The sequence below is a fragment of the Arcobacter sp. AHV-9/2010 genome, from assembly GCF_004116575.1.
GTDB lineage: Bacteria > Campylobacterota > Campylobacteria > Campylobacterales > Arcobacteraceae > Aliarcobacter > Aliarcobacter skirrowii.
On sequence record NZ_PDKH01000001.1, the window covers coordinates 499,371 to 522,726 of the forward strand.

The window sequence follows — 23,356 nt, forward strand, 5'->3', positions numbered from 1 at the left end:
ATCTTGATTTAGTTACAATATCAAACTTTATTTTAAGGGAAATTTATGTCTATAAAAAGCAGATTAATATCTTTATCATTAGTGTTTATTTTATCACTATTGACTATTTCTACGGTTTCATATTTTAACTCAAAAAGCTCATCAGATGATTTAATAAATATTTCAGATGAAAGAATACCTATTCTTTTAGCAATTACTGATTTAGATACTTTAAGATACAAAATAAGAGCGATGACTCAAGAGGTGTTTTCAGTTAATGTTGATGAAAACTACAAAAAAAATCTTCAAGATATTAAAGCAAATAGAGATTTAACTTGGGAACAAATTGATAAAAATTGGAAATTTTTTGCAAGCACTCCAAGACAGACTGAGGCTGGTAAAAAAGCATTTGCTACATTAGAGGCTTCATATAATAATTGGAAAAAGTCTCATGAACCAATTAATGATAATTTAATAAAATTAATCAACAATCAAGATGAGAGCAAAATAGAATCTTTGATGTTAAGCTATGAAGATAGTGTAGATAATATGGTTCCAATCTCTTCTAATTTTGGAAAACTTTTAGATGAACAAAAAACAAGAACTATAAATTATGCAACAAATATGGTTAAAAATTCAGTATCATCTTCAAGCAAAGCTTTAACAATTATCGTTGCTCTTGCAATTATTGTTATGGCTATTAGTTTAGCATTTACATTTGTGACTATAAACTTTATTATAAAATCTTTAAGTAGTGTTAGAGATGGAATTTTAGGTTTCTTTGCATTCTTAAATGAGGAGAGCAAAAGTGCTACACTAATTGATTTAAAAAATAGTGATGAATTTGGTGAGATAGCAAAAGTAATTAATCACAATATTATAAAAACTGAAAACTCTATCAAAAAAGATGATGAGTTTATTACGGCAACAGAAATTTTTGTAAAAGAGCTTTCAAGTGGAAATATGCTTGCAAAAATTGAAAAAGATCCCGATACATCAAACCTAAAAGCTTTAAAAACACTTCTTATAGAACTTCAACATTATTTAGAGCATACAATTGCAAGAGATATAAATATGCTTCTTAAAGTTATAGATAGCTTTAAAAAATATGATTTTACTGCTAGATTCCCAAATCCTTATGCAAAGGTTGCTGTTGCTTTAAATGAACTTGGAGATGAAGTTTCTGCTTTACTAAAACAATCTTACTCTACAGGTTTAAATCTTGAGCTGGCTTCAGATGAACTTCTTAACAATGTTGAAGTTTTAAATCATAGTTCAAATGCAGCTGCTGCTTCTTTAGAAGAGACTGCTGCTGCACTTGAAGAGATTACTTCAACTGTAATTAGCAATGCAAACAATGTTGAACTTATGTCTAAATTTTCAAATGAAGTTAGTAACTCAGCTAAAAAAGGTCAAGCTTTAGCAAATCAAACAACAAATGCAATGGATGAGATAAATAGCCAAGTAAATAAGATTAATGAAGCAATTTCAGTAATTGACAATATTGCATTCCAAACAAATATTCTATCTTTAAATGCAGCTGTTGAAGCAGCAACTGCTGGAGAGGCTGGAAAAGGGTTTGCAGTTGTTGCTCAAGAGGTGCGAAACCTAGCAAGTAGAAGTGCAGAAGCAGCAAGAGAGATTAAGCTAATAGTTGAAAATGCAACTTTAAAAGCAAATGAAGGTAAAAATATTAGTTTTGAAATGATTGAAGGATATACAGAATTACTTGAAAATATTGACAAACAGACTCAAACAATAAATGAGATTGCATTGGCAAGTAAAGAGCAAGAAGCTGGTATTACTCAAATAAATGATGCTATAACAGGTCTTGATCAACAAACTCAAAAGAATGCAAGTATTGCTGCTCATACTAAATCAATTGCAACAAGTGCTGATACGGTTGCTAAAAAAATTGTATCTGACTCAAAAAGCAAAGAGTTTATTGGAAAACAAGAGATTGAAAATGAGTATAAAAAATCTAATGTAAAGATTAAAAAATCTGAAAATAAAAATGAATCTATTAAAAAAATAGATGAAAAAAAAGAGAAAAAAGAGCTTCCTAAAACAGATATCAAACTAAAAGAGATAAAACCTTCTAAATCTAGTGATGATGAATGGGAAAGTTTCTAATATAGCTAGAGAAAAATTCTCTAGTTATAAAATAACATAAACAAATGCCTCAAAACTTACTCTATGAAATAAATTCAAACCATCTAAAAAATATTGATATATTAAATCAAATATATGAAAATGAAGAAGATAACTACTATGTAAGTTTAGATTTTTCAAAAGAGTTTTATATTTTACAAGCTAGGGCTGGATTTATATCTACCTCAATCAAATTAAACAATATATTTTATCTATTATGTGAAATTCAATTTGAATATGCCATTTTAGATTTTAAAAATCTTCATATTAGCAAAAAAGTAAAATCTCTTCTAAAAAAAGATGATTTTATTTTTAGAGTAAATCATAATATTGAACTCTTTTTTGAACAATTAAATTTATATCACAAAGATAATTGGCTTATAGATAAATATGAAAAATTAATCAAAGATATCTTTTATAATTACAAAAATGGTGATTTTAAGATTTTAACTTTTGAAGTTTATGATAAAAATGAGAATTTAATATCAGCAGAAATTGGATATAAAATAGAAGATACATATACATCTTTAAGTGGATTTTGCTCAAAAGATAAAAAGTACAACAACTATGGAAAACTTCAATTAACTCTTACAGCAAACTATTTAGAAAAGAATAAATTTCTATTTTGGAACTTAGGACATCCATATATGAAATATAAGTTTGATTTAGGTGCCACCCTTTTAACTCGTAAAGAGTTTTTAAAAAGATGGCTTAGTAGCTTAATATAAATTATTCACCATAAACAGTAACACACTGCTTAAAGTTATCTCTAGTTGGTGAAAAAAGTCCACTTTGTTCTGTATACTCACTATGAATATCAACATGTTTTACTTTTGATATTCCACCACTTTTTGCAGCCTCCGCAACAGAGTTACTTCCAACATAACCTTTTCCAATAACAAACTCTTTACAAAGAGTAGCTTTTTTATAACTGTCAAGCTTTGAGTAATCTGTATTTGTTCCATCATATTTCATTAAAGATGATGTATCCTCATTTTTTACTTTAACTGTACTACAAGCTGTAAAAAAGCTAGCAATAAGAACTGTTGTTACTAATAATATTTTTTTCATATTTTCTCCTTGATTTTCAAGAGAAGTTATAGCAAAAATTTATGAAATAATTGCTAAAACTGATCCCTCTTCTACAGCCTTATTTGCTTCTGTTAAAATTTTTGAAACTGTTCCAGATACTGGTGCAACAACATCAATCTCCATTTTCATAGCTTCTAGAATCATAATTTGTTGATCTTTTTCAACTCTATCACCCTCTTTAACAAGAATCTTCCAAACATTTCCATTTACAGGAGCTGTTGCTTCAGTTCCAGAGTAATTTACTTTTGGTGCTGCTGTTTGAGCAGGTGCTTGTTGAACTGGTGCTTGAACAACTTGTTGAACTGGAGCTGCTACTTGAATATTTTGAACATCTCCTTCAAAAACCGATACATTAAATCTTTGACCATCTACAACTACTGTATAATTTCCATTTGCCATTTTTTCTCCTATATTTATCTATTTATTTGTGTGATGTTTTATAGCTGCCATTATTGCAGCCACTTTTTTTGAATCAATTTGCGCATTTTGTGATATAACATTGTTATAAACAATATTTTGAGGAACAATTTGCTCATTTTTTGGAAAAAACTCAACAAAAGTCACACCTCTTGCTTTTAGTAAAAATCCAACAATTAATAAAATAGTAGATACTACTCCCATAACTATAAAAAAGTTTGCTAATAAAGTTTGCAAATTTCTCCTTTTTCCTTTTTTGATTTGATATTCTATGAAAAATAAATAAAATCTTCTTCTTTTTAAGTGCTTTATAAATTGTTGTATAGTGCTAAATTTATATATATTTTGCTATCATTTCATTATGAAAAAAGAGACTTTAGAAAAAAGAACAAATATTGCAAACGATATTATGTATTATATCTATACACATATTGACACAAATATTGATATTGAAGAGTTAAGTATTGATTTGGGAATTAGCAAATTTCATATGCATAGAGTTTTTAAAGAGATTTTTGGAAGAAATATTTATGAAAGTATTAAATCAATTAGACTTCAAAAAGCTTCAAATTTACTATTAACAAATAAATATTCAACAATTTCTAGTATTGTAAACTCGTGTGGCTATTCATCACAATCTTCTTTTATTAAAATATTTAAAGAGAGATTTGGGATGAGTCCAAAAGAGTGGAAAAATGGTGGTTATAAAGAGTATTCAAATAATATTATAAACCAATCAAAATTTTCATTGAAATCTAAAACTAACTTTGACTCAATAGTACCTACTATTGTTAAAAATCCAGCTATTGAGAGTTATTATATTAGAAATAGAGGGTATGATAAAAATATTGAGTTAACTTGGCAAAAGCTAGAAACTTGGCTTTTAACAAACAATATTAAAAAATATAAAAAAGCATCTTTATTTCATGATAATCCTACAATCACTCCACTTGAAGAGTGTCAATATATTGCTTGTATAATCCTTGAAGATGATTGTGATGTTAAAAGCGACAGAATTCCAAAATTTAATATTGCAGAGGGTGTTTATGCAAGATTTGATTTAAAATGTAAAAATGAAGATTTACTACCTTTTATTCAATGGGTTTATCATGAATGGTTACCAAAAAGTGAATATGAAACTACAACAAAGCCATCTTATGCAATATATGAAAATCTTGATTTTATAAATGACAATTTGGAGTTTAGTTTTTTTGTTTCGATTGATTTTTAATGATTTTAAAAGTGGAGCGGGAGACGAGACTCGAACTCGCGACAGTCTGCTTGGAAGGCAGAAGCTCTAGCCAACTGAGCTACTCCCGCAACAATAAATAATCTAAAATATAATTTTAGATGGTGCGGATGGAGAGACTCGAACTCTCACACCGTGAGGCACCAGATCCTAAGTCTGGCGTGTATACCAATTTCACCACATCCGCTAAAATGGTACTCCCAGTACGATTCGAACGTACGGCCTACGCCTTAGAAGGGCGTTGCTCTATCCAGCTGAGCTATGGAAGCATTTAATACTAATTGAAAAATGGGGTAGATAATGGGGCTCGAACCCACGACCCTCGGAACCACAACCCGATGCTCTAACCAACTGAGCTATACCTACCATAAACTTTAAGTCCTAATGGTCGGGGCGAGAGGATTCGAACCTCCGGCCCCCTGGTCCCAAACCAGGTGCGCTAACCAGACTGCGCTACGCCCCGATAAACACATTTAATTCAAAAAGTGGACGGAATTATATTATATAAAAATCTTTTTGTCAAGTACTTTTTGAATATTTTTTGTTTTTTTTCCTAAATTGTGTTTTTTTCGATAAATTTTTTGTAATTTTCACTAATATTTGTTATCTCAAGCTCAATTATTTGTGGAACTTTATAGCTATGTAGTTCTAAGATTTTATCTTTTACTTGTGAAAATAAACTTTTTTTTGTTTTTATACTTAGAAGAATCTCTTTATCTTCACAAAGTTTATCATTCCAAAAATAAAGTGATTTAATCTTTTGCATCTGTACACAAGCAGCTAGTTTATCTTTTATTAAACTTTTTGATATTTTTTTAGCCTCTTTTTTATTTTTACAAGTTGTTTTAATAATTGTTATATTCATAATGTTTTAACTCCTTCTATTATATCTTTAGGAGTCATAGAGTAACTTCTTTTTTTATAATGCTTTGCTGATAGTGTATGTGCTAAGCTTCCACTAATTGCTGCATCTAAACTACTATAACCTTGTGCTAAAAGTGAAGCAATAAGTCCACTTAAAACATCACCACTTCCACCCTTGCTTAATTTTGAACTTCCAAATATGTTTACAAAAATTTGACTATTTTGTGCAATAATAACATTTGCACCTTTTAATAAAATTGTAACATTTGGATATTTTTGAGTAAATTTTTCAACATAAAAGAATCTTCTTACTTGAAGCTCTTTTATGGTTATATCTGCCAAATTTGTAAGTTTTAACAAAGATATAAACTCTTTTGGATGAGGAGTTAATACACAATCTTGCTCCAAAAATTCAAGCACTCTTTTGTTATAAAAAATATCTGCATCTAAAAGTTTTGGTAATTTTAAAGCAACTATTTTATCTATTAAACTATCTTCTATAAATCCCAAACCCATTCCAAATGCTACTGTCGTACAGTTTTTGCTAAAATCTTCGCTTTGCATTAAAAAACTTGGTCTTAAAATCTTATTTTTACTAATCACAGTTACAAGCCCAACTCCAAAAACAAAAGCAGCCTCTGAAGAGATTATAGAAGCACCCTCTTTTTCGCCACAAATTATGTTTAAATGTCCAAAGCTACCCTTATTTGAATTTTTAGACTCCCTATTTGGAAGTTTTAAATCACTTTTTTGAAGAAGGAACTTATTGCTAGAAGTTTGAAAAAAATCACTATGAATTCCTAAATTACCAACTTTTATTTTTCCAACAAAATCTTTTACTAAATCACCAAATAGTGAAGTTTTATATGCTCCCATTGTAATAGTTGTATTAGCTTTAAAGCATATTTCTTTAATTAATCCATCTTTATTAATTCCACTTGGAATATCACAAGCTATTTTGTAAGCATCTAATTTATTCATCTCTTCTAATAAAGCTTTTGCCTCAAAAGATATATCTTTATATAATCCTGTTCCAAAGATTGCATCAACTAAGATATCACACTTCTCTAATTTTGTAACAAATTCAACACCTAAGGCTTTTGCTCTTTTTTCTTGAATTATTGCCATAGGTGATTTTACTTTTATATGTTGTAGAACTTTTACTTTGTAGCTATTTTGTAGTAATCTTGCCAACGCTAAACCATCAGCACCATTATTTCCGCTTCCACAAACAATTAAAACAGAACTGTTTTTTTTAAAATTTTTTTTAATAAAATTAAATATTGATAAGGCTGCATTCTCCATCAAAACATCTTCGCTTAGAAAATATTTTTCAATAGCTCTTCTATCTAAACTTTGAACCTCATCAAATATTTTTTTCATATCTAACCTTTAGTTTTTAAATTTCCATCCATTATCAACTAAAATTACTCTTATTTTATCTTTTAAATCACCTTGAATCTCAATAGTTTCACCTTTTATAGATCCACCACAAGCAAGTTTACTTTTTAAAAGTTTTAAGATCTCTTTTATTCTCTCATCTTCAATTTGAAATTTTCCAACAGTTGTTACAGGTTTTCCATTTCTTTTTTCAAATCCAAAAACTAATTGATGTTGTATCTTTGGTAAAATAGTTTTTGAACTCTTTTTTGAAACTTTTTTATCCTCTTTTTTTGTATCTAAAACATTTCCCTCTAGTTTTGCACCTAAACCAAAAGTTAATTTTTCAACAATACCCATTTTAATACTCCTTAACTCTTGTTTGAACATCAAGATTATCTATAGCTATAAAATCTTGTTGTTTAAATTGCTCAACTGCAACTCTTCCAATCATTGCTGCATTATCAGAGCAATATTTTAAAGGACTTAAATATAAATTTGTATCATATTTTTCACAAAGCTTCTCTATTTGGCTTCTTAAAAATAAATTTGCACTAGCCCCACCAACAATAGCAAAATTTTTTATACTCTTTTGCTTAAATAGTTTTCTTAATTTCTGCATAATATGTTCAACTGCAGCTTTTTGAAAACTCGCACTTATATCATATTTGTCTTGTTGTGTTAAAGTGGTGCGTTCTAAATTCTCTATTTCTATTCTAACTGCATTTTTAAGTCCCGAGTAACTAAACTCTATTTTAGGACTTTGAGAGAGTGGAATTGGAAAATCAAATCTATTCATATCTCCTTTTAAAGAGTACTCTTGAACTATTGGTCCTCCTGGATATCCAAGATTTAACATCTTTGAAACCTTATCAAAACTCTCTCCAAAACTATCATCAAGTGTTCTTGCTAATATGCTCATCTGTGTTAAACTATCTGCTTCAACTATTTGCGTATGTCCACCTGAAACTAAAAGTACAGTTATTGGAAAAATAGCATCTTTTTCTATAAAAAGTGAGTATATATGACCTTTTAGATGATTAACTGCAATAATTGGTATATTTAAAGCTATGCTAATGGCCTTTGCCATAGCAACACCCTCTGTTAAAGTTACACTCAATCCTGGTGCATTTGTAACTGCAACTGCTTTTAAATCTTTAAAATACTCTTTACACTCTTCAAGTATTTTTGGCAAAGCTTCAATATGAAGCCTAGCTGCTAATTCAGGAACAACTCCTCCATAAACACTATGTTGTAACTCTTGAGAAATCTTTTTGTGAAAAAGCAACTCTAATGTATCTATCTTTGTAATTGATATTGAGCTGTCATCACAAGATGATTCAATAGCTAAAATCATAGATTCTCCTCACACTGCTCAACTCTTTTTATCCAATCTAATGCGCAATCAAGCTTTCCAAAACCAGAATCAGGATTTATATGCCCTGCATCTTCCATAATCTTCATCCCAACATTTAATCTAATTTGTAACTCTATAGCCTCTTCTAAACTCATATACGGATCATTTGTAGATGCTGCCATTATAATCTCTTTTGCTCTTAAATTTTTTGATATAGGATAAGGGAAAAAACTCTTTGCTTCTTTTAACTCTTCATTTCTAACAGGAGCAACGAGCATTAATTTATCCAAACTAATATCAAGTTCATCACAAATATGAAACCACAAAATATTTGCCAAAGAGTGACAAACTACAATCTCTGGCTCAAAGTGCTTTATCTCTTTTTTTACAAAATCTTTCCACTCTTGTAAATTTGGACTATTTTTATTTGGTAGCTCAGGAAAAGATACTATATAGTTCTCTTTTATTAAATCACTTGCTAAATGTGCTTGCCAATGAGGAAAATTACTTCCACTAAGTCCATGTAAAATTAAAACTCTTTTACTCATCTTTACTTCCATACTCTTTTATTTCAAATTTTGCTCTTTTTAAACTATCTTCAATACTCTTATCAAAATACTCTATATAAAATTTATAATCTTTTTTAAAAACAAGAGCTACAAACTCTTTACTCTTTTCTACTTTTTTTTCATCACTAGAAGAGTGTTTTTTCCACTCTTTTAATTTATTCTCGTAAATAGTTATAATATTTTTTTCAAATCTATCTCTTGAATAGATTAAATAAATTGTTAAACCTATTAAAAATCCAAATGGCAATAGTAAATCAAGACTCATAATAATTTCTAACCTCTTTATCAATTAAAAAAACATCATCTATATTTGAAGCTTTTAAATTTGAAAATCTATTAACTGCATCCAAACTAATTTTAGAAATATCCAAAAATCCAATTTTACCACTTAAAAATTTTGATACAGCAACTTCATTTGATGCATTTAAAATAACTCCTAAATCAAGATTATTTAAAACATCATTTTTAATTTCCCAAATTGGATATCTGCTCTCTTCTATCTTTTTAAACTCTAAATTAGATATCTCCAAAAGATTTACAGGTTCTAATATTTCACTATCTATTTTTCCTAACACTGCATAAGCAATTGGTAACTCCATAGAAGCATTTGCAAGATGTGCTGTTGTGCTTCCATCTTTAAAATTTATAAATGCATGAACTAAAGATTTTGGCTCAATTATTGCATCTATTTTTTTTGTATTAAATAGCCAAGCTGCTTCTATTAGTTCAAACATCTTATTTGTCATAGTTGCACTATCTATAGTTATTTTATTTCCCATTTTCCAATTTGGATGGTTAAGTGCCTCTTTTACTGTTACATTTTTTAACTTTTCAAGTGGATAATCTCTAAATGAACCTCCACTTGCAGTTATAGTCATTGAATCAATTTTTTTATCTTGAAGCAGATACCAAAGTCCAAAGTGCTCACTATCAATTGCACTTAATTTTTTTTGATCAATAAATTTTCCAGCCACAACCAAGGACTCTTTATTTGCCAAAGCTAACTTTTTGCCACACTCGATTGTTTTTAAGCTAGGTTTTAATCCTAAAAATCCAACTAAAGCATTTACAACAATATTTGAACTACCCTCTTCTATTGCTTCTAAAATTGCTTCTTCTCCAAAATATACATTATGATGATTTACTCTATGTAAATCATCTTTTGAAGAGATAACTACTCTTTTGGGATTAAACTCTTTTATTTGAGTATTTAGTAAATCAATATTTTTTCCAGCAACTAAAACCTCAACATCCAAATTGAATCTTTTAGCAACCCTTAATGTATTTACTCCTATAGATCCTGTACTTCCAAGAATAATCAAATAATTATCCTTAACATAACAAGCATAACAACTGCTCCAAACAGATATCCATCAACTCTATCTAAAACTCCACCATGACCTGGGAAAATATTTCCACTATCTTTTACCTCAGCAGCTCTTTTTAAGTAACTCTCAAACAGATCTCCAAATATCGAAGATAGAGATACAACAGCTGAAACTAAAACGGCTCCAAAAAATGAGATATCACTTATAGAAGTTAATGTCCCTAAAACAATTGCAAAAGCCATACCACCAAAAACACCCTCTAAAGTCTTATTTGGACTTGTTTCAGAAAATGGAGTTTTTCCAAAAGTTTTTCCTACAAAATATGCTCCAATATCAGTTGATGCAACTATAACTAAAAGCCAAAATAGAACCATTACACCAAATTCACTATAAAGTGTCATTAAAAATACAAAAGAGGCTGTTGGATAAAGAAGTGGTAGAATCATCTTTTTATCAAGCTTTCTTTTATAAGCAATTTGAGAAGCATATCCAATAGCAACAATAAATATTAAATCAATTGGTGATGGATAAAAATATATTGCTATCCAAAGAAGTAAAACATAAATATAGATACTCTTATCTTCAAGTTTATATAAGTTTTTAGCCTCACTTACTGCAATCATTAGTAAAGTTCCAAAAAATAACCAAAATAGAAAATATGAGTCTATAATTCCTATAAATAGTACAAAAATTGTTAAAACTATTCCAGTTTTAACCCTAGTTGATAAATTTCCAATAATTTCTAACATAGCAGACTAACCTTATATTTAAAATGCTAATATGATACTAAAAATAAGCTTTAACTTCTTAATCAAATTTTTACAACAACTGTATTGTAAGGATTATAAAGTACATTGGCACCGTGTTGTATTTTTACATTTCTTCTTTGAGTAAAATCTACTTCAAATACACCACCACTATCTAAACTAAATTTTGCACAAAGTGTTGCAGCTTTTTCAATAACAACTTGTGGCAACTCTTTTTTACTATTTTGCACAATCACATGACAAGATGGTCTATCTTTTAGATGAAACCAAAAATCACTAGCTTTTGAGTTTTCAAGAAGATAGATATTCTCTCTTTCATTACTTCCAAGCATTATTTTAAAACCTTCAAAAAAGAAACTCTCATAATTTTTCTCTTTTTTAGTTTTTGTCTGATTTTTCTCTTTTTTTGGATATAAAAATTCACACTCATCAATACTCTTTGCAAGATTTAAGTTTTGATGCAATCTTTTTAAAAACTCTAGTTTCTCTTTTATATTTTTCTCTTCAATAACAATATTTTGGCTTTTTTGTCTTAATCTTTTTGCTTTTTTAAATAACTCATTTGTATATTTTGAAGGATTATTTATGCTACTTAAATCTATCTCTATACTATTTTCTTCAAAATCTTTTAAAATAACGCTTTTTTGATATGGCGAAATATTGTGAAGGTTTGCTAAAAGTAAGTTTGCTTTATTGTATAAATTTGTTGATTCAAGCTCCAACTCCTCTTTTTTTGGTAGAGATTTCAGAAGATTTTGTAATTTTTTTATATTTTTTAATACTAAATCAATTTTCTGTTTTTTTACTACTTGTAAACTGTTTTGCTCTTTTTGCTCATAAATAGTATATAAATACTCTTCAATATCATCTATATTCTCACTTTTTGCCACAAACTCTTTTTTTGGAATCTCTTGTAGTTTCACTCCAACTTTTACAACTCTAAAAGATGACTCTTCATCAATATGCCTTAAAGCTTCCAAAACAACTCTATTTTCATCTAAAATTATAATATTTGTATATTTTCCAGTAAATTCCAATTGCAATATAGAGATCTGTTTTTTATATGAACTACTTGAATTTACAACTATATTTATAATTTTATCATCGTTATAAAGTTCAATTTTTTCAATTTTTGAGTTATTAAATCTTTTTTGCAAAACAACATCAAAAGGGGCATTAAAATCTTTTTTTGATGATATTGGCTCTTTTGTTTTATAAATTAAACTATTATTTTTTGATAAATCAAAATATATAATGTTTTTATTATTAAATTCAATTATAATAGTATTGTTCTCAACTCTTCTTATGTTCTTTATATTTTGGGCATTTAGCCTTAAATACTCTACAAAAAGTTTTAGTAAAAAATATCTCATTTATATATCCATTCATTTTTCTATTTTATCTATTTTTCAGAAGATTTTTATATCTAGTAGATATAATTGTAGCTAAATTTTATTTAGGAGAATAGTATGAAACTATTAAATATATTCATAGCTTCAATTTTAGCTTTAAGTTTAACAGCAACTGCATCTTTCGCAGATTCAGCAAGAGGTCAAAAAGCCTTTATTAAGTTTTTAAAGGAGCCTTGTGGAATGGATGGTGCAAAATTTGCATTAAAACATACTCAAGATGAGTGGAAACAGATAAAAGCTGATGGAAAAGCAGAAGAAGAGATTAAAAAAATATGCCCAAGCTATGAGATGGGAACTCTGAAACCAAATCTTATAAATAATATTATGGATTTCTCTATAGAGTTTGCAAGTGATTCAGGAAATGTTCCTTCTTGCTAAATTTCAATTAAGTATAAAGGATTAACTCCTTTATACTACAAAATTATCAAATTTTAAAATAGTATCTTCAGCTAACTCAATCATCTTTATATTAATATTCCTATACTCAAGATTATCGATATTTATTAAAAACTTATCATAAATATTTGAATATGGATAGAGAATAAAAAATATATACTCTTTACTTCGACTCTCTTTATTTAACTCATTAAACCAAAGAGCTAAAAGTGAAAAATAGAGCATTGAAGGATTAAACTTCTCATTTGGTTTTAATCTATTTGAAACTTGCTTATTGAGATAGTTATACGCTTTTAATATAGCTTTGATTCTAAAATTATTCTGATTTTGTATATAATAACTACTTGGCTTTAAAACAGAATTCAACTCTTTATAGATATTTTCATTTATATTTAAAAATTGTTTTTCTAACTCTTTATTGATACCAAAATCAAATTTCATATCTTTATATGAATCAATTAAATCTCTACAAAATAGTAAAAGTGCTTCTGTTTTTATCTTTGAAATGTTTATAATCATAAGAAATTGTAACTTATTTTTATTAAATATCTCTATATATTATAAGATTAAGTTTTTTTAAGATAAAATAATTGCATTTTAATAAAAAACAGAAAGAAGGAAATCATTGGAACAAATTGGTTTATTAAAAGATGGTCAAATATATGACCTTCAGACTGCTGAAGCTTTAAATATCCAAGGAGATATTATTAAAGCAGATGACTCAAAAGAGTCTTTAGAGATTTTAAGACACTCAACTGCTCACCTTATGGCACAAGCTATTAAAGAGTTATATCCAGAAGCAAAGTTCTTTGTTGGTCCCGTTGTAAATGAAGGTTTTTACTATGATTTTAAAGTTGATAGTAAAATTTCAGATGAAGATTTACCAAGAATTGAAAAGAAGATGAAAGAGCTTGCTGATAGAAAACTTCCTATTACAAGATATGAGACATCAAAAGACGAATTTTATGAAAAATTCAAACATGATGAACTAAAACAAGCTGTTTTAAAAAATATAAAAGATGAAACTCTAACTATTTATAAGCAAGGTGATTTTGAAGATTTATGTAGAGGTCCTCACTTACCAAATACTAGAATGATTAGAAGTTTTAAGCTAACACGAGTTGCTGGTGCATATCTTGGTGGAGATGAAAAAAATGAGATGATTACAAGAATTTATGGTATCTCATTTTTTGATAAAAAAGCTCTAAATGACTATGTAACTATGATTGAAGAGGCGAAAAAAAGAGATCATAGAAAACTAGGAACTGAGCTTGAACTATTTACTTTTAGTGATGATGTTGGAGCTGGACTTCCACTTTGGCTTCCAAATGGAGCAAGACTTAGAAGTAAATTAGAACACCTTTTATATAAAGCTCACAGAGTTAGAGGTTATGAACCTGTTCGTGGACCTGAGATATTAAAATCTGAAATGTGGAAAATATCAGGACACTATGCAAACTATAAAGAGAATATGTACTTTACAACAATTGATGAGCAAGAGTATGGAATTAAGCCTATGAACTGCGTTGGTCATATTCAAATATTTAAAAATGATTTAGTTTCATATAAAGATTTGCCTCTTAAATTTTTTGAATATGGTGTTGTTCATAGACATGAGATGAGTGGAGCTATGCACGGATTATTTAGAGTAAGAGAGTTTACTCAAGATGATGCACATATTTTTTGTACACAAAATCAAGTTAAAGATGTAATATTTGAAGTTTTAGAGTTTGTTGATTCACTTTTAAAACTATTTGACTTTAAATATGAGATTGAAGTATCTACAAAACCAGAAAAAGCAATCGGTGATGATATTTTTTGGGAAAAAACAACTAAAGCTATTATGGATGCTTTGGATGAAAAAAATATCTCTTATGGTATTGATGAAGGTGGAGGAGCATTTTATGGTCCAAAAATCGATATAAAAATTCTTGATGCAATTGGTAGAAAATGGCAGTGTGGTACTGTGCAAATTGATATGAATTTACCTTCAAGATTTAAAGCTGAGTTTATTAACGACAAAGGTGAAAAAGAGCAACCTGTAATGATTCATAGAGCAATTTTGGGTTCATTTGAAAGATTTATTGGAATTTTAACAGAGCATTGTGCTGGTGAATTCCCATTTGCAATAGCTCCAACGCAAGTTATTTTTGTACCAATTGCAGAGCCTCATGTGGCTTATGCAAAAGAGTTAAAAAAAGAGCTTTTAGAAAATGGTATTGATTCAAGCATATATGATATGAATGAGAGTCTAAATAAAAGAATTAGAATGGCTGAAAAACAAAGAGTTCCTATGATTGTGGTACTTGGAGATGAAGAAGTTGCAAACAGTATGATAGCTTTAAGAGATAGAAGAAAAAGAGAACAATCAAATATAAGTAAAGATGAGTTTATAAACAATCTAAATAAAATAGTAAAAGGAAGTAAAATTTGAGTAAAGATAGAAGAAAAGATGATGTAATTATGAATGAGGACATCACAGCAAAAGAACTTAGATGTACAAGTGATAGTGGTGAAAACTATGGAATTATTCCAACTTCACAAGCTCTTGCACTTGCAGATGAAGTTGGACTAGATTTAGTTTTAATAGCTCCAGATGCAACTCCACCTGTTGCAAAAATTATGGACTATAGCAAATTTAAATATCAACAAGAGAAGAAGAAAAAAGAGGCTAAGAAAAACCAAAAAGTAATAGTGGTTAAAGAGATAAAACTATCTGTTAAAATCGCTGAAAATGATATTAGCTATAAAGTAAAACATGCTAGAGAGTTTTTAGAAGAAGGAAATCATGTTAAATTTAGAGTTTTTCTAAAAGGTAGAGAGATGTCAAATCCTGATGCTGGAGTTGAAGTTTTAAATAAAATTTGGACTATGGTTGAAGATATTGCAGTTATGGATAAAGAACCAAAACTAGAAGGAAGATATGTAAATCTTCTAGTGACTCCTAAAAAAGACTAAACTATTTAAATATAAAAGAGATTCTATCTCTTTTATACTCTCCTATTTTTAAACTTTTATTAATATATTTTTAAGTATAATGCAAAACTTTTTCATTATGAAAATGCAAATTTATATGAAAGGATTTCTTTATGCCAAAGATGAAAAGCGTTAAAGGTGCTGTTAAAAGATTCAAAGTAAAGAAAAATGGAACTATCAAAAGAGGTTCTGCTTTTAGAAGCCACATTTTAACTAAAAAAACTCAAAAAAGAAAAAGAAATTTGAGAGGACCACAAACTGTACATAGTACAAACTTAAATGGTGTTCTTTCAACTTTATGTTTAGCGTAATTACTAAAATTATTTAGTAATTTTGTCCCTCCAATTTATTGGACAAGTTCAGCAAATGCTGACACCTTATTAAAAATAATGGTAAAGAAAGGAAAAATATGCCAAGAGTAAAAACTGGTGTTGTAAGAAGAAGAAGACACAAAAAAGTATTAAAATTAGCAAGAGGTTTCTATAGCGGAAGAAGTAAACACTTTAGAAAAGCTAAAGAGCAATTAGAAAGAAGCCTTGTTTATGCTTATAGAGATAGAAGACAGAAAAAAAGAGATATTAGAAAGCTTTGGATTATAAGAATCAATGCAGCTTGTAGATTAAATGATATTAGCTACTCAAGATTTATAAATGGTCTTAGATTAGCTGGAATTGAACTAGATAGAAAAATTTTAGCAAATCTTGCTATGAATGATTCTGCTGCATTTGCAACTTTAGTTTCTCAAGCTAAAGCAGCTCTTAAATAATAAATTTGCAATAAATAATAAAAAAGGGAGGGTTTTAAAGCCCTCCCTTTTTTTATATCTGATTTATAAACAAGCCTTATTCTAAAGGCTCATTTACATCAATTTTACAACTATCTCCACTACACATAACATTTGCATCAAAATATAAGATTTCACTCATATCAATACCTGCTTTTTGTAATTTCATCCAAGCTTCCAAAGATCTTGATCCCGCAGTACAATGAAATACAACAGTTTTATCTTTTGGTAATTTTGCTAAAAGCTCTTTTGCACTCAGTTTTTCAGCTTCAATATTTATTGAACCTTTAATATTTCCCTTTTTAAAATCTTTAGCTGGTAAAACATTTACTATTTGAAGATTTTTTGGAACTTTATTCTCTAAAATAAGTGCTTTTAACCACTCACCATCAATAGTACCCTCATCGCTTCCAAGTTTTGCTCCATTTTTACTAAACTCTTTTTTCTCTTTTTTAGGTTTATTATCAATATTTTTAGAAGAACTTGCAGTTGTTGGAAGAGACTCTTTTTTCCATTGTGGAACTCCACCTGCATAAACAACTACATTTTTATAATCTAAATCATAAAGCTTTGATGCAACAATATGAGATTTTTCACAAATAAATCCTGAACAAAATACTAATATTTTTTCACTCTTATCTATAGGAAATCTTCCAACTAACTTATCAAAAGATGTATCAGGAATTGAGATGCTTCCAGGAATTGTCTCTTTTAAAAACATTGTATATGGTCTTGCATCTACTAAAAGCGCACTATTATTTTCAAAATATGTTTTTGCAACAATAGTTCCAACTTCTAAATAACTCTTTTTAGACCACTCAGGCTCACCAGCACTATAAACTTTAACATTTTTATGCCCTTTATTTTTTAATAAATTTGCTACAACTGGACTTTTTATACAGTTATAACCACCACAAAAAACAATTAACTCTTTACTTTTATCCAAAGTTGATATCTGTTTATAATCCTCTTCAAAACTACTATCTTGAATATTTAAACTTGATGGAATTGTTCCTCTTTGATATTTTGCAGCTGGTCTTGCATCAATTAAAACTGCTTCAACAGAACCTCTATTTCCAACTCCAATAGCTTTTTTTACATAATTAAAATCAACCTCTTTAAGTTTATACTTTTGTATCAACTCTTTTACTTCACTTGTAGGCTCCTTTAAAGCACCAACTTCATTTGCATTTAAAAATACAAACATACTTAAAAACAGTAAAGCACTCAATAATTTTCTCATTTTAACTCCTTTTTTAAATTTTATTTTTTAAGCTCTTCCGCTTAACATTCCATACATTGTCATTGGTTTTAACATATAAACTTTTAGTAACCACCATATCCATCTCTCTTGAGTTGGATCCAATGGAAACGATGGTGCTGGTTTTGCACTCCAATTAAACTCAGCTAGCATAACTTTTCCAATATCTGTAATTAATGGACAAACTGTATATCCATCAAATTTAGAGCTTAACTCTTTTCCTTCCATTGCTGAAATTAAGTTATCTACTAAAACTTTATACTGTTTTCTTACAGTTCCACCTGTTTTCCCCATAGGAACAGCAGCAATATCACCTAATGAGAATATATTTTTATACTTAACATGTTGCAAAGTCTCTTTATCTACTGGAACCCAACCTCTAGCAGATCCTATTGCCGATTTTCCTATCTCATCAGGTGCTTTTTGTGGTGGTGTTATGTGTAAAAAATCATAAGAAACTTCAATCTTTTCACTCTTTTTAATAACTTCATGCTCTTCTAAATCAGGGTCATAAGCACCTTTTTCTTCCCAATGTTTATTAAAAATTGCTATTTTATTTGCTACATTTACTTCAACTAAATTATGATTTAAATGCCAATTCATATCTCTTGCAATAAACTGTTTCTCAATAGCATCAGCGTACTCTTTAACACCAAATAATCTTCCACTATCATCATAATAATCTAATGAAACATTTGCTCTAGCTTTTGCTTCATTTAATCTTGAATTCATAAGATACATAACTTTTTTTGGTGCACCTCCACATTTTACAGCTGTATTTGGAGCTGTATAAACTGCTTTTAGCTTCTCACCATTTTTTGCTCTTTGAATAAATTTTTGTGTCTCTTTCCACATATTTTCAGCAGTTTGAATATTGTAAACTGAAGTTATTGAATTATTGTTAAAAACATTTAATATTTTAGAAGCATCACCATTTGTATAAGCTTCTCCAATATCTTCTAAACCTTTTATTGCAGCAAAATCAAGTTTAACTCCAGCAGCAACAACTAAAAAATCATATTTTACAACTTCACCTGAAGACAGAGTAAGTTCATTTGAATCTGGATTAAAATCCACCGCAATATCAGAAATAAGTTTTACACCTTTTGGGAAAAAATCTTTAGTTTCATAAGTTAAATGATCTTTTGAATCATAAACTCCTGATGCCAAAAGTGTAGTTCCAGCTTGATATGATACAGATTTAGAATTTGGTTCAATTACAGTAATATCAGGATCTGTTAAACTATTTGCTAATCTAGCAGCAGTAGAAATACCAGCTAATCCTCCACCAACAATTACAATTTTTCCTTTTGCTTCACTAGCATTTACAACAGTTGCGGCACTAGCTTCTGTTCCTCCAGCTAAAAATGCTGCTCCACCAAGACCTGCTAGCTTAAACGCCTCTCTTCTTGAAATTCCAGCTTTTTTTAACTCACTATCTATTACTTCAAATGCTTTTTCAAACTCTTTATTTCTCATTTAACTCTCCCTTAAAAAATATAATGATGATATCCAATAAATTATAATAAATTACTTACTAATTATAAGTTATTTTTAATCTTATTTATTTGATTAAATTATAATTTAAAGCTTTTTCATACTCATTTTTATTATTTATATTTATAAACTCATTTTCATCATCAAAATTTATAATTTGATATTTTGATTTTTTTACTAAATAGTTTATTTTATGGATATCATCTTTTATCATTTTTTCAATAGTTTCATTTAAATTATTTGAAAATACTCCACAAAGATTGTGAGTTTTTTCTAGTGTTTGTGCAATGGTTATTTCAAAATTATTTGAAGAGTTTATTAGTTTTTCTATTGTTTCTATTTTTACAAATGGGGTATCAACTGTTATTATAAAAACTTTTTCATCATCTAAAGTTTCAAATATAGTTTGTAACGCTAGAATTGGAGAGTAGATAGTTTGATTTTTATCTATTATTAGTTTTGTTTTATCATCTAAAAAATCAAATTTATCTATTTTTGAAGAGATATAAATATCTTTAAAATATGGTTTTAATCTTTCATATTGGAACTCTATTAAAGAGCTTGAAGAAGAAAATGGAAGAAGAGATTTATCCTCTCCCATTCTTGAGCTTTTTCCTCCACTTAAAATAACACAAGCTATTTCAAATGGCTTTATATTCATATTATAAGCTTCTAGGATCTGTAATATATCCGCTAATTGCACTTGCAGCTGCAACAGCACTATTTGCTAAATAAATTTTTGAGCTTCTTGAACCCATTCTTCCAACAAAGTTTCTATTTGTTGTTGAAATACATACTTCACCATCTCCTAAAATTCCCATATATCCACCTAAACATGCACCACAAGTTGGATTTGAAACAACTGCTCCTGCATCAACTAAAGTGTCAATATAACCTAGTTTTGTAGCATCTCTTAATATTTTTTGTGTTCCTGGAGTTAAAATAAGTCTTACATGTCTTGCAACTTTTTTATCTTTTAAGATTTCAGCAGCAACTTTAAAATCACTTAATCTTCCATTTGTACAGCTTCCAATAAATACTTGATCAACTCTTATATTATCACTTACTGCTTGAGAAACACTGTGTCCATTTGATGGTAAAAATGGATATGCAATTACTGGTTCAAGTTTTTCAACATCAATCTCTATTACTTGACAGTAAGTTGCATCCTCATCGCTATAGTGGATTTTTGGTTCAGCTCTTAATCCATTGTTATTTTTAGAAACTGTATCTAAAAACTCTTTTGTAATATCATCATATGCAACAATTCCATTTTTAGCCCCTGCTTCAATAGCCATATTACATAAAGAGAATCTATCATCCATACTTAAATATTTGATTGTATCACCTGTGAACTCTAAAGCTTTATATAAAGCTCCATCAACACCTAAAATTCTAATAATCTCTAAGATTAAATCTTTCCCTGTTACAAATGGTGCTGGTTTTCCTTTAAATACAACTTTGATTGATTCAGGAACTTTAAACCAGTTTCCACCTGTAATCATTCCAAAAGAGATATCTGTACTTCCCATTCCCGTACTAAATGCTCCTAAAGCACCATGCGTACATGTATGTGAATCTGCTCCAATAATAACATCACCTGGAATTACTAAACCTTTTTCAGGTAAAAGCGCATGCTCAATTCCCATATCTTTTTCATCAAAAAAGTTTTTAAGATTGTGTTTATAAGCAAAATCTCTTGAAATTTTTGCTTGATTTGCACTTGCAATATCTTTTGCAGGAATAAAGTGGTCTAAAACTATTGCAAATCCATCTGGATTTGCTAATTTTTCAAAACCACCATCTTCAAAAGCTTTTATTGAAATTGGAGTTGTAATATCATTTCCAATTACCATATCAATTGGACTTCTTACAATCTCTCCAGCAAAAACTTTTTTACCTACATGTTCACTAAATATCTTCTCTGTAATTGTTTGACCCATTTTTTATCCTAATTAATTTTTATTTTTTAAAAAATTTAGCATCGATTATAACTAAATTTGTTTAAGCTTTTTCTTTTAGCTTTTTATCTCTTCTACTTTCAGCAATTTGCATATAAATTATAATTGCAACAGATAAGTTAATCATTACATCAGCAAAATTAAAAATTGCAAACTCAAAACCATAGTGCCAGTAAAAATAGTCAACAACAGCACCATAAGTAAATCTATCTAAAATATTTGATAACCCTCCAGCTGCTAATAGAGCAATTGCTATGTAATATTTATAAAAAATATCTCTATTTTTTAATAAATATATAAATCCAATCAAAACTATAATAAGTTGAATATATTTTAAATATGTATCTAAAAAAGAGAACATAGAAAAAGCAACACCATAGTTATATGCTAACTTTAAACTCATCACGCTTCCATTTGCATCCCATCCAAAATTTGCAAAACCAAACTTAACAATTTGATCAATTATAAAAACTGTTATGAAAATAGTAAGAGCTATTTTTATCTCTTTTCTCATTTTATAGCTCTTTTTTAAAAAACTCAACTAAAAGATTCATTGAGTTCTCAACATCTTTTTTATTTTTACCTTCAAGCAAAAGTCTAATTTTATTCTCTGTTCCAGAGTATCTTATTAAATCTCTAATTCCTTTTTCTCTTATTGGTTTTAAAATCTCTTCTAAACCTTTAATATTTTTAAGTGGAATTTTCTCATTTACTTTTAGATTTACTAAAATCTGAGGATAGAGAGAAAATGGATTTAAAATTTCACTAGCTTTTTTCTTAGATTTAATTATTAAAGCTAAAACTTGAAGTGCAGAGGCTAATCCATCTCCTGTTTTTGCTGCATCTGAAAAGATTATATGTCCACTTTGTTCTCCACCAAAATTTAAACTATTCTCTTTCATAACTTCAAGTACATATTTATCTCCAACATCACTTCTTAAAAGTTTAATTTGGTTTTGATTTAAATAGTCCTCTAAAGCTTTATTTGACATAACAGTTGCAACACAAGAGTCACCTTTTAAAAGTTTCTCATTTTTTAAATATACACTTAAAGCACCTATTAATTTATCGCCATCAACAATTTCACCTTTTTCATCAACAACAACAAGTCTATCTGCATCTCCATCAAGTGCAAGTCCAATATCAGCTCTATACTCTTGAACTAATTTTGCAACATTTTCAGGATGCATAGCTCCACAATTATCATTTATATTAAATCCATTTGGTTTATTATTAATTGTAATTACATCAGCACCAAGCTCTTCTAAAATTGTAGGAGCAACTTTATATGCAGCACCATTTGCACAATCAAGAACAATTCTAAGACCTTTTAGTGTTAAATCTTTAGGAAAAGAGCTCTTAATTGAAACAATGTATCTTCCAATAACATCATCTATTCTTTTAGAAGAACCAATATCTTTTCCAGTTGCTTGATTTGATTGTAATTGCTCACAGTTATTAAAAATCTCTTCAATAGATTTTTCTGCTTCAACACTTAGTTTATCTCCATGATTATCAAAAAATTTTATACCATTATCTTCAAATGGGTTGTGAGATGCACTTATCATAATTCCAGCATCACATCTCATACTCTCTGTTAAATAAGCAATTGCAGGAGTTGGCATAGGTCCAATTTGAATAACATCATATCCAACTGATGTAAGACCACTTACAAGTGCATTTTCAATCATATAACCACTTCTTCTAGTATCTTTTCCTACAAGTATCTTATTTGTAGTTGAGTGCTTTCTAAAGTGAATCCCAGCGGCTTGTGCAAGTTTTATAACAGTAATTACATCTAAAAACTCTCCAGCTTTTCCTCTAACTCCGTCTGTTCCAAATAGTTTCATTAAATCTTCCTAAAATTAAACTCAATTTAAGTTATTTTGGGTAGTATTCTATCCTTTAAAAATTTA

At 28.7% G+C, this 23,356-nt stretch carries 27 protein-coding genes and 5 tRNA genes; 8 read left to right on the top strand and 24 right to left on the bottom strand.

Translation table 11 applies throughout. From position 1 onward, the window contains the following. Nucleotides 1-45: 45 nt before the first annotated feature. Both CRU94_RS02640 and CRU94_RS02645 read left to right on the top strand, forming a co-directional pair. Nucleotides 46-2,112 carry a HAMP domain-containing methyl-accepting chemotaxis protein gene (locus CRU94_RS02640; RefSeq protein ID WP_129105270.1) on the top strand — a complete coding sequence of 689 codons (2,067 nt, stop codon included), beginning with the start codon at nt 46-48 and terminating at the stop codon, nt 2,110-2,112. A 44-nt stretch (nt 2,113-2,156) separates the two neighbouring features. Further along, a complete protein-coding gene (locus CRU94_RS02645; protein ID WP_129105271.1) occupies nt 2,157-2,858 on the top strand; it encodes a hypothetical protein in 702 nt (233 codons plus the stop codon). A 1-nt stretch (nt 2,859) separates the two neighbouring features. Here the strand turns inward: CRU94_RS02645 and CRU94_RS02650 are convergent, their stop codons facing one another. From CRU94_RS02650 to CRU94_RS02660, 3 genes are read right to left on the bottom strand one after another with little or no spacing between them, the layout of a single operon-like run. Then, nucleotides 2,860-3,201: a TRL domain-containing protein gene (locus CRU94_RS02650; RefSeq protein ID WP_129105272.1), complete on the bottom strand. Its 342-nt coding sequence runs from the start codon at nt 3,199-3,201 to the stop codon at nt 2,860-2,862. A gap of 39 nt (nt 3,202-3,240) precedes the next feature. After that, complete coding sequence (locus tag CRU94_RS02655; RefSeq protein WP_129105273.1) at nt 3,241-3,621, bottom strand: acetyl-CoA carboxylase biotin carboxyl carrier protein subunit; 381 nt, start codon at nt 3,619-3,621, stop codon at nt 3,241-3,243. Between the two features lie 18 nt (nt 3,622-3,639). Then, nucleotides 3,640-3,876 (bottom strand): OadG family protein, encoded by a 237-nt coding sequence (locus CRU94_RS02660; RefSeq protein WP_258237366.1) that lies wholly within the window; start codon nt 3,874-3,876, stop codon nt 3,640-3,642. Between the two features lie 124 nt (nt 3,877-4,000). Between CRU94_RS02660 and CRU94_RS02665 the strand changes: the two genes are divergently transcribed. After that, nucleotides 4,001-4,870 carry an AraC family transcriptional regulator gene (locus tag CRU94_RS02665; protein ID WP_129105274.1) on the top strand — a complete coding sequence of 290 codons (870 nt, stop codon included), beginning with the start codon at nt 4,001-4,003 and terminating at the stop codon, nt 4,868-4,870. Between the two features lie 12 nt (nt 4,871-4,882). Here CRU94_RS02665 and CRU94_RS02670 read toward each other — a convergent pair. The 14 genes from CRU94_RS02670 to CRU94_RS02735 all read right to left on the bottom strand — a co-directional run bounded on the left by CRU94_RS02670 (nt 4,883) and on the right by CRU94_RS02735 (nt 12,526). Further along, nucleotides 4,883-4,959, bottom strand: a tRNA-Gly gene (locus tag CRU94_RS02670). A 31-nt stretch (nt 4,960-4,990) separates the two neighbouring features. After that, nucleotides 4,991-5,075, bottom strand: a tRNA-Leu gene (locus tag CRU94_RS02675). Between the two features lie 5 nt (nt 5,076-5,080). Continuing rightward, nucleotides 5,081-5,157 (bottom strand) — tRNA-Arg (locus CRU94_RS02680). A gap of 20 nt (nt 5,158-5,177) precedes the next feature. Continuing rightward, a tRNA-His gene (locus tag CRU94_RS02685) sits at nt 5,178-5,254 on the bottom strand. Nucleotides 5,255-5,273: 19 nt separating this feature from the next. Beyond that, nucleotides 5,274-5,351 (bottom strand) — tRNA-Pro (locus CRU94_RS02690). A 90-nt stretch (nt 5,352-5,441) separates the two neighbouring features. Further along, nucleotides 5,442-5,753, bottom strand: coding sequence for a divalent-cation tolerance protein CutA (gene cutA, locus CRU94_RS02695; RefSeq protein WP_129105275.1), 312 nt, complete (start codon nt 5,751-5,753; stop codon nt 5,442-5,444). Further along, nucleotides 5,750-7,135 carry an NAD(P)H-hydrate dehydratase gene (locus CRU94_RS02700; protein ID WP_129105276.1) on the bottom strand — a complete coding sequence of 462 codons (1,386 nt, stop codon included), beginning with the start codon at nt 7,133-7,135 and terminating at the stop codon, nt 5,750-5,752. The genes cutA and CRU94_RS02700 overlap by 4 nt, the downstream gene beginning before the upstream one ends. Nucleotides 7,136-7,144: 9 nt before the next feature. Then, entirely contained in the window at nt 7,145-7,492 is a 348-nt protein-coding gene (locus CRU94_RS02705; RefSeq protein ID WP_129105277.1) for a translation initiation factor, read from the bottom strand. 1 nt (nt 7,493) lies between these two features. Next, on the bottom strand, nt 7,494-8,489 hold the full coding sequence (tsaD, locus tag CRU94_RS02710) for a tRNA (adenosine(37)-N6)-threonylcarbamoyltransferase complex transferase subunit TsaD (RefSeq protein WP_129105278.1): 996 nt from the start codon (nt 8,487-8,489) through the stop codon (nt 7,494-7,496). Further along, nucleotides 8,486-9,037 (bottom strand): RBBP9/YdeN family alpha/beta hydrolase, encoded by a 552-nt coding sequence (locus tag CRU94_RS02715; protein ID WP_129105279.1) that lies wholly within the window; start codon nt 9,035-9,037, stop codon nt 8,486-8,488. Before CRU94_RS02715 ends, tsaD begins: the two co-directional genes overlap by 4 nt. After that, nucleotides 9,030-9,323 (bottom strand): hypothetical protein, encoded by a 294-nt coding sequence (locus tag CRU94_RS02720; RefSeq protein ID WP_129105280.1) that lies wholly within the window; start codon nt 9,321-9,323, stop codon nt 9,030-9,032. The genes CRU94_RS02715 and CRU94_RS02720 overlap by 8 nt, the downstream gene beginning before the upstream one ends. Next, nucleotides 9,313-10,380 carry a 1-deoxy-D-xylulose-5-phosphate reductoisomerase gene (gene dxr / locus CRU94_RS02725; protein WP_129105281.1) on the bottom strand — a complete coding sequence of 356 codons (1,068 nt, stop codon included), beginning with the start codon at nt 10,378-10,380 and terminating at the stop codon, nt 9,313-9,315. Before dxr ends, CRU94_RS02720 begins: the two co-directional genes overlap by 11 nt. After that, complete coding sequence (locus CRU94_RS02730) at nt 10,377-11,135, bottom strand: phosphatidate cytidylyltransferase (protein ID WP_129105282.1); 759 nt, start codon at nt 11,133-11,135, stop codon at nt 10,377-10,379. The genes dxr and CRU94_RS02730 overlap by 4 nt, the downstream gene beginning before the upstream one ends. Before the next feature lie 62 nt (nt 11,136-11,197). Then, on the bottom strand, nt 11,198-12,526 hold the full coding sequence (locus CRU94_RS02735) for an NFACT RNA binding domain-containing protein (RefSeq protein ID WP_129105283.1): 1,329 nt from the start codon (nt 12,524-12,526) through the stop codon (nt 11,198-11,200). Nucleotides 12,527-12,622: 96 nt separating this feature from the next. Here CRU94_RS02735 and CRU94_RS02740 point away from each other — a divergent pair, with 96 nt between their 5' ends. Then, nucleotides 12,623-12,943, top strand: coding sequence for a cytochrome C (locus tag CRU94_RS02740; RefSeq protein WP_129105284.1), 321 nt, complete (start codon nt 12,623-12,625; stop codon nt 12,941-12,943). A gap of 30 nt (nt 12,944-12,973) precedes the next feature. Here CRU94_RS02740 and CRU94_RS02745 read toward each other — a convergent pair whose 3' ends face one another. Beyond that, a complete protein-coding gene (locus CRU94_RS02745) occupies nt 12,974-13,480 on the bottom strand; it encodes a hypothetical protein (RefSeq protein WP_129105285.1) in 507 nt (168 codons plus the stop codon). Between the two features lie 106 nt (nt 13,481-13,586). Between CRU94_RS02745 and thrS the strand changes: the two genes are divergently transcribed. The 4 genes from thrS (at nt 13,587) to rplT (ending at nt 16,703) form a co-directional block, all read left to right on the top strand. Continuing rightward, nucleotides 13,587-15,395, top strand: coding sequence for a threonine--tRNA ligase (gene thrS / locus CRU94_RS02750; protein WP_129105286.1), 1,809 nt, complete (start codon nt 13,587-13,589; stop codon nt 15,393-15,395). A 29-nt stretch (nt 15,396-15,424) separates the two neighbouring features. After that, nucleotides 15,425-15,919, top strand: a complete 495-nt coding sequence (gene infC, locus CRU94_RS02755) for a translation initiation factor IF-3 (protein ID WP_375153672.1) — start codon at nt 15,425-15,427, stop codon at nt 15,917-15,919. Between the two features lie 131 nt (nt 15,920-16,050). Next, the gene (gene rpmI / locus CRU94_RS02760) at nt 16,051-16,248 is read left to right on the top strand and encodes a 50S ribosomal protein L35 (protein WP_066157004.1); all 198 of its coding nucleotides are present in this window, start codon (nt 16,051-16,053) and stop codon (nt 16,246-16,248) included. 98 nt (nt 16,249-16,346) lie between these two features. Next, on the top strand, nt 16,347-16,703 hold the full coding sequence (rplT, locus tag CRU94_RS02765; RefSeq protein ID WP_129105288.1) for a 50S ribosomal protein L20: 357 nt from the start codon (nt 16,347-16,349) through the stop codon (nt 16,701-16,703). Nucleotides 16,704-16,779: 76 nt separating this feature from the next. On the opposite strand, the gene CRU94_RS02770 is transcribed toward rplT, so the two are convergent. The 6 genes from CRU94_RS02770 to glmM form a co-directional block, all read right to left on the bottom strand. Next, nucleotides 16,780-17,964, bottom strand: a complete 1,185-nt coding sequence (locus tag CRU94_RS02770) for a rhodanese-like domain-containing protein (protein ID WP_129105289.1) — start codon at nt 17,962-17,964, stop codon at nt 16,780-16,782. Nucleotides 17,965-17,991: 27 nt separating this feature from the next. Beyond that, on the bottom strand, nt 17,992-19,461 hold the full coding sequence (locus tag CRU94_RS02775; RefSeq protein WP_129105290.1) for an NAD(P)/FAD-dependent oxidoreductase: 1,470 nt from the start codon (nt 19,459-19,461) through the stop codon (nt 17,992-17,994). An 85-nt stretch (nt 19,462-19,546) separates the two neighbouring features. Then, nucleotides 19,547-20,140, bottom strand: coding sequence for a molybdenum cofactor guanylyltransferase MobA (gene mobA, locus CRU94_RS02780; RefSeq protein ID WP_129105291.1), 594 nt, complete (start codon nt 20,138-20,140; stop codon nt 19,547-19,549). Between the two features lies 1 nt (nt 20,141). Then, nucleotides 20,142-21,422 carry a 3-isopropylmalate dehydratase large subunit gene (gene leuC / locus CRU94_RS02785; protein WP_129105292.1) on the bottom strand — a complete coding sequence of 427 codons (1,281 nt, stop codon included), beginning with the start codon at nt 21,420-21,422 and terminating at the stop codon, nt 20,142-20,144. A 61-nt stretch (nt 21,423-21,483) separates the two neighbouring features. Continuing rightward, nucleotides 21,484-21,954, bottom strand: a complete 471-nt coding sequence (gene lspA, locus CRU94_RS02790) for a signal peptidase II (RefSeq protein ID WP_129105293.1) — start codon at nt 21,952-21,954, stop codon at nt 21,484-21,486. A 1-nt stretch (nt 21,955) separates the two neighbouring features. Beyond that, a complete protein-coding gene (glmM, locus tag CRU94_RS02795) occupies nt 21,956-23,290 on the bottom strand; it encodes a phosphoglucosamine mutase (RefSeq protein ID WP_129105294.1) in 1,335 nt (444 codons plus the stop codon). Nucleotides 23,291-23,356 lie beyond the last annotated feature (66 nt).